Annotated in this window: 5 protein-coding genes; 3 read left to right on the top strand and 2 right to left on the bottom strand. The window is 67.2% G+C overall.

All coding sequences use genetic code 11. The features are described 5' to 3' along the window. The first annotated feature begins 88 nt into the window (after nt 1–88). Complete coding sequence (locus AC6LKG_RS26200) at nt 89–793, top strand: riboflavin synthase subunit alpha (protein ID WP_498169852.1); 705 nt, start codon at nt 89–91, stop codon at nt 791–793. Nucleotides 794–932: 139 nt separating this feature from the next. Here the strand turns inward: AC6LKG_RS26200 and AC6LKG_RS26205 are convergent, their stop codons facing one another. After that, nucleotides 933–2,426 (bottom strand): M81 family metallopeptidase, encoded by a 1,494-nt coding sequence (locus AC6LKG_RS26205; RefSeq protein ID WP_049074532.1) that lies wholly within the window; start codon nt 2,424–2,426, stop codon nt 933–935. Between the two features lie 18 nt (nt 2,427–2,444). Next, nucleotides 2,445–3,746: an MFS transporter gene (locus AC6LKG_RS26210; RefSeq protein ID WP_498169855.1), complete on the bottom strand. Its 1,302-nt coding sequence runs from the start codon at nt 3,744–3,746 to the stop codon at nt 2,445–2,447. Between the two features lie 260 nt (nt 3,747–4,006). On the opposite strand from AC6LKG_RS26210, the gene AC6LKG_RS26215 reads away from it, so the two are divergent. Further along, the gene (locus AC6LKG_RS26215) at nt 4,007–4,921 is read left to right on the top strand and encodes a LysR family transcriptional regulator (protein ID WP_498169857.1); all 915 of its coding nucleotides are present in this window, start codon (nt 4,007–4,009) and stop codon (nt 4,919–4,921) included. A gap of 236 nt (nt 4,922–5,157) precedes the next feature. Further along, nucleotides 5,158–5,742, top strand: a complete 585-nt coding sequence (speG, locus tag AC6LKG_RS26220) for a spermidine N1-acetyltransferase (RefSeq protein WP_049074529.1) — start codon at nt 5,158–5,160, stop codon at nt 5,740–5,742. Nucleotides 5,743–5,798 lie beyond the last annotated feature (56 nt).

The raw sequence follows: 5,798 nt of genomic DNA on the forward strand, positions 1-5,798 counted from the left end.
GCCCCGACAGGGGCGGGCGCCCGGTGGCAAAATATCGGTTACCTTTGATGTTTTGCCAGGGGCGCCACGCCCCGTATCCAGGATCAGCATGTTCACCGGTATTGTCCAAGGCACCGCGAAGATCGCGAAAATCGCGGACCGCGAAGGCCTGCGCACGTTCACGTTGGCGTTTCCCGAGGGCTTCTGCCAGGACCTGGCGATCGGCGCCAGCGTCTCGACCGATGGCGTCTGCCTGACGGTCACCGAAATCCTCGACGCCAACCACGCCACCTTCGACGTCATGCTGCAAAGCCTGGCCATCACCACGCTGGGCAGCTACCAGGAAGGCGATCGCGCCAACGTCGAGCGCGCCGCCAGGGACGGCGCCGAGATCGGCGGCCATCCGCTCTCCGGTCACGTCGATTTCACCTCGGAAGTGGTGATGGTGAAGTCGTCCGACACCAACCGCCTGATGCGCTTCAGCATCCCCGAGGCCTTCCGCAAGTACGTGTTCGCCAAGGGCTACATCGCCATCAACGGCGCCAGCCTGACCGTGTCCGAGGTGAACCGCGCCGAGGGCTGGTTCGAAGTCTGGCTGATTCCCGAGACCCGCCGCATGACGGTGTTCGAGGACAAGCAGGTGGGCGACCACGTCAACATCGAGATCGAGCGCAGCACCCAGGTGGTGGTGGACACGGTGCGCGAGACCGTCCAGGAAAGCCTGGGCAGGCTGCAGCCGCTGCTGGAAGCCATCCTCAAGGAAAAAGGGCTGACGCTGGAAGATTTCGTCAGCCCGCAGGGCAAGCTCAAGTAGGACGGGGCCGTCCGCGTTCCATCCGCGTTCCGTTCAAGACCCGCTCCCGCGCGCCGGCCCGCGTTCGCGGGGGCCGGCGTGTCTGTATGAGGGCGCCAGGTCAGGCCGCGAACTCAACGAGCAAACTCAAGGCGCGAATTCAAGCCGCGAATGCCGGCCCCAGCGGTTTGATGCGGATGCCCGGTTGCAGCCGGGTCCAGGGCAGGTCGGCGGGATCGGCCTGCATCGGGCCCGGGGCCTTGGCCACCAGCACCTCATGCGCGATGGGCTGGAAGTCGGCGCGGAAGTGCACCGAGCTTTTCACCACCAGGATCGCCATCTCCTCGGGCTGCACGCCGCCGACGCGGAACAGGTTGCGATCCAGCATCTGCGACTTGGTGGCGCTGACCACCACGCGCACGCCGCCCAGCCGCAGCCCTGCCACGGCTTCCAGGTCCACGTCCATGCCGTTCATCATCGGGCCATCGAAGCGCAGCTTGCCCGGCGACAGCGTCTCGACCACGAATTCGCCTTCGAACGGCGCGTCGCCGGCCACGCCGGACTGGCCGCCCAGGCGCAGCTTCACCTTGCTGCCGATGCCGGCGGCGGTCGCCTGGCGCACGGCCTCGGGATCGTAGAACAGGCCCAGCGCGGCGTTCTGCGCGTCGGCCTCGACCAGCGCGCGCAGCATGCCGGTGGTGTTGGCGTCGCCGCCCGCGCCCGGATTGTCCTGGGTGTCGGCGATGACCACGGGGCGCGATGCGCCCGCCGCCAGCGCCTGGGCCCGCTTGACGGCGTCGGCCGGCGCCAGGAAGTCGGGCGACCATTGCGGTTCCAGTTCCAGCACGCGCTGGTACAGCGCCTCGGTCACGCGTTCGACCGCGTCGGCGTCGGTGCCGTAGGCCCACACCACCGGGCCGCATTCGGGAAAGTCGGCCGCCGGAAAGCCCGGCGCGAACGAGATCGAGGCCACGCCCGGCGTCCGCTCCAGGCGTTCGAGTTCTTCATACACGCCCTGCGACGGCTGCAGCATCGTGCACATGCCGTTGATGGGGATCAGGAAGGGCAGCCGGCGTTCGGCGCGCACCCACTTGTCGCCGGCCGCGACGCGCGCGGCCAGCAGGCGCGCGGCGTGCTCGCCGGTCACCGCCATGTCCACGTGCGGGTAGGTGCGGAAGGCGGCCAGGCCGTCGGCCTCGCGCAGCATCCGCGCGGTGACGTTGGCGTGCAGGTCCAGGCTGCCGACCACCGGCACGCCGGGGCCGACCAGCGCGCGCACCCGCGCCAGCAGTTCGCCTTCGCCGTCGTCCAGGTGCTCGGCCACCATGGCGCCGTGCAGGTCCAGGTAGATGGCGTCGAAGCCGCCGGCGCGCGCCGCGTCGACGATCTCGCCGGCGATGCGTTCGTAGGCATCGCGGGTGACGTGGGCCGACGGGCTGGCGCCGGCCCAGATCACCGTGCGCACGGTGTGGCCCTGCGCCAGCGCGGCGTTGATGAAGCCGCCGGCGGGGATGTTGACCTCGCGCAGCGCCAGCATGTCCTCGCCGCGCACCATGGCGGGAAAGCCCTCGCCGCGCACGAAGTTCTCATAGGCCGCCTTGGACGGCGCGAAGGTATTGGTCTCGTGCTGGAAGCCAGCCACCAGAATGTGCATGATCGATTCCTTTGAGCGTCAGGCGCGCGCGGGCGCGGATTGGGGAGGACGGTTCACCAGCAGCAGCAGGGCGCCGGCCACCAGCAGGGCGGAGATCGCATACAGGCCGCCAGCCAGGCTGCCGGTGGATTCCTTGACCCAGCCGATGATGGACGGGCTGAGAAAGCCGCCCAGCAAGCCGATGCTGTTGATCAGCGCGATGCCGCCCGCCGCGGCTTCCCCTTGCAGGTACTGCGACGGAATCGCCCAGAATACCGTGTAGGCGGCCCACATGAAGCCGGTGGCCAGCGTGATGGCCGTCAGGGATAGCGCGAATTGCGTCGGCGCCGCGGTGGCGATGCACAGCGCCACGCCGGCCAGCAGGGCGGGCACCAGCGTGTGCCAGCGGCGTTCGCGCAGACGGTCGGAACTGCGCGCGAACCACAGCATGAAGACCGCCGCGGCCACGTAGGGGATCGCCGAGTACAGGCCGATCTGCATGGTGTCCTGCACCCCGGCCAGCTTGAGCAGCGTCGGCAGCCAGAAGCTGACCGCATAGATGCCGCAGATCAGGCAGAAGTAGGTCAGCGCCATGCCGTAGATGGCGGGGTCGCGCAGCACCTGGGCGAAGGCGTGCTTCTTGTGCGCGCCGCGGCTGTCCAGGTCGGCGGCCAGCAGCGCCTTTTCCTCGGCGCTCAACCAGCGAGCCTCGCCCGGCTTGTCATCCAGGTAGCGGAAGGCGATGACGCCCAGCAGCACACAGGGCAGGCCTTCGAGCAGGAACATCCATTGCCAGCCGTCCAGCCCATGCGCGCCGGAGAAGGCCGTCATGATCCAGGCCGAGACCGGGCCGCCGACGATGCCGCCGATCGGGCCGGCCAGCATCACCACCGCCATGACGCCGGCCATGCGCGACTGCGAGTACCAGTAGGTCAGGTAGAAGATCATGCCGGGGGCGAAGCCGGCCTCGAACACGCCCAGCATGAAGCGCAGGACGTAGAAGCTCCATTCGCCCTGCACGAACAGCATCGAGGCCGAGGTCAGGCCCCACAGCACCATGATGCGGCTGATGGTGCGGCGCGCGCCGATGCGCGTCAGCAGCAGGTTGCTGGGCACCTCGAACATCACGTAGCCGAGAAAGAAGATGCCCGCGCCCAGGCCGTAGACGGCATCCGAGATGCCGATGTCCTGCTGCATTTGCAGCTTGGCGAAGCCGATGTTGATGCGGTCGAGGTAGGCGAACACATAACAGAGCAGCAGGAACGGCAGCAGGCGCCAGGTGATCTTGCGATAGAGCGGGGCCAGGCGCGGATCGGCGCCTGGCATGGGCTGATGGGGCATTGCGTGTCTCCTCGCGGGCGGATCTGCGCCCGCCGCGGTGGGTGGGATGGCGGCGGTTCCCCGGGGTGGGTCCGCGCGGCGTCCATATTGCGAGCACGCAGTGTTCGAAACAATGACCTGAGTGATAAATTATCGTTGCCTTCCAGGCAACGCAAAAAAGCGACGCCTTGGCCATGCGCCCAGATCCCTCGAGACACGCCACGGAGGGCGCGGGGCGCCAGCGGTTCGGACGTCGATGACAAAACACGCAAGGGGAAACCATGGCGGAAATCAGCCAGGTGCGGTTGAAGTACTTCCACGAGGTCGTGGCCTGTGGCTCGATCCGCGGCGCGGCCGACAAGCTCGGCACCGCGCCGTCGGTCATCAGCCGCCAGATCCAGCTGCTGGAAAAGGAACTGGGCGTGGCGCTGTTCGAACGCCGCGCGCGCGGGCTGACGCCGACCGAGGCCGCCGACATGCTGCTGGAATACCATCGCGCCTGCCGCGCGCAGCAGGAGCACCTGAACACGCGGTTGCAGGAACTGCGCGGCATGCGGCGCGGCAACGTCCACTTGATGATCAGCGAGGGCTTCATCGACAGCCTGATGGAGCACGTGGTGGGGCCGTTCTGCATCGAGCATCCGCGCATCAACGTCAGCGTCAACGTCGGTTCCGTCAACGAGGTGGTCGAGGCGGTGGCCACGGATGCCGCGCACATCGGCCTGGCCTACAACCCGCCGGTCGACCCGCGGTTGCGCTGCCGCGCCAGCCGCAAGCACCCTGTCTGCCTGCTGGCGGCGCGCGGCCATGCGCTGGCGCGGCGCCGCGCGCCGCTCACCATCGCCGACATCCTGCCGTATCCATTCGCGCTGATGTCGGCGCCGTATGGCTTGCGCCAGGCGGTCGACCTGCTGGAGTTCACCGAACGCATCCACCTGACGCCCAGCCTGACCACCAATTCGCTGCGCGTGCTCAAGCAGTACGCAATCAGCGGCGCCGGGGTGACGCTGATGCCGAACCTGGGCGTGCACCACGAATTGGCCAGCGGCGAACTGGTGGCGCTGCCGATAGCGCATCCGATCCTCAGCGCGCCCGAATGCCAGATGTTGCTGCGGCTCGGGCGTCCGCTGTCATCGGCCGCCAACGAGGTGGTGCGGCGCATCGAACAGCGGCTGCCGGCATTCGCGGCGCCGTGATGGCGGCATGTCCGGGCCGGGCAGGCGTTGGCGCAAGGCGTTTTCGGCGCTCGGGTGACAGGCGCATTTTGTTACCGATGCGGCAAGTATTGACGACTGGGTCCCAGCATTCATGCGCTTTTTCAGGCATTTTTTCGCTGTAAGCCAATGCACAAGCCACACTTGTTCTGAAACCGCCATGTAACGGGAGTTTCAGGATGGTGTCAGCTACAATGGCCGCACTTTCGGAGGTTTCTATGTCGGTAATATCCGATATCAAAATACGCCCCCTGGAGCGCGGCGACCTGCACTTCGTGCACAAGATCAACAATAACGACGTCATCATGCGTTATTGGTTCGAAGAGCCTTACGAGGCCTACGACGAACTGGTCGCCCTCTATGACCGCCACCTGCACGACCAGAACGAGCGGCGCTTCATCATCGAGCACGACACCGGCCAGCCGGCCGGCCTGGTGGAACTGGTGGAAATCGACTACATCCACCGCCGCGCCGAATTCCAGATCATCATCGCGCCCAGCTACCAGGGGCGCGGCTACGCCAAGGCCGCCACCCGCATCGCGGTGGGCTACGCCTTCCGCGTGCTGAACCTGCACAAGGTCTACCTGGTGGTGGACAAGGACAACCGCGCCGCCGTCCACATCTATGAACGTTGTGGCTTCCAGATCGAAGGCCTGCTCAAGGAAGAGTTCTTTTCCAACGGCGCCTATCGCGACGCCTACCGCATGGCGCTGCTGCAGCACGACCACCTGCGCGAGGTCGGGCCGGGCGCGCCGGATGCGCCGGTGCTGCGCGACTGGCCGCAGGAAGAGCAGACGGGCTGACGGACGGCGCGAGCCTGCGCCGCCGAGCTGATGCAAAACGCCCCGGAGGAGATTCC

The sequence above is a fragment of the Achromobacter sp. 46006 genome, assembly GCF_059761975.1.

Bases quoted from the DNA above. Each gene is read 5' to 3' on its own strand.
- AC6LKG_RS26200 (WP_498169852.1), top strand. From the start codon at position 89: ATGTTCACCGGTATTGTCCAAGGCACCGCGAAGATCGCGAAAATCGCG.
- AC6LKG_RS26205 (WP_049074532.1), bottom strand. From the start codon at position 2,426: ATGCACATTCTGGTGGCTGGCTTCCAGCACGAGACCAATACCTTCGCG.
- AC6LKG_RS26210 (WP_498169855.1), bottom strand. From the start codon at position 3,746: ATGCCCCATCAGCCCATGCCAGGCGCCGATCCGCGCCTGGCCCCGCTC.
- AC6LKG_RS26215 (WP_498169857.1), top strand. From the start codon at position 4,007: ATGGCGGAAATCAGCCAGGTGCGGTTGAAGTACTTCCACGAGGTCGTG.
- speG (WP_049074529.1), top strand. From the start codon at position 5,158: ATGTCGGTAATATCCGATATCAAAATACGCCCCCTGGAGCGCGGCGAC.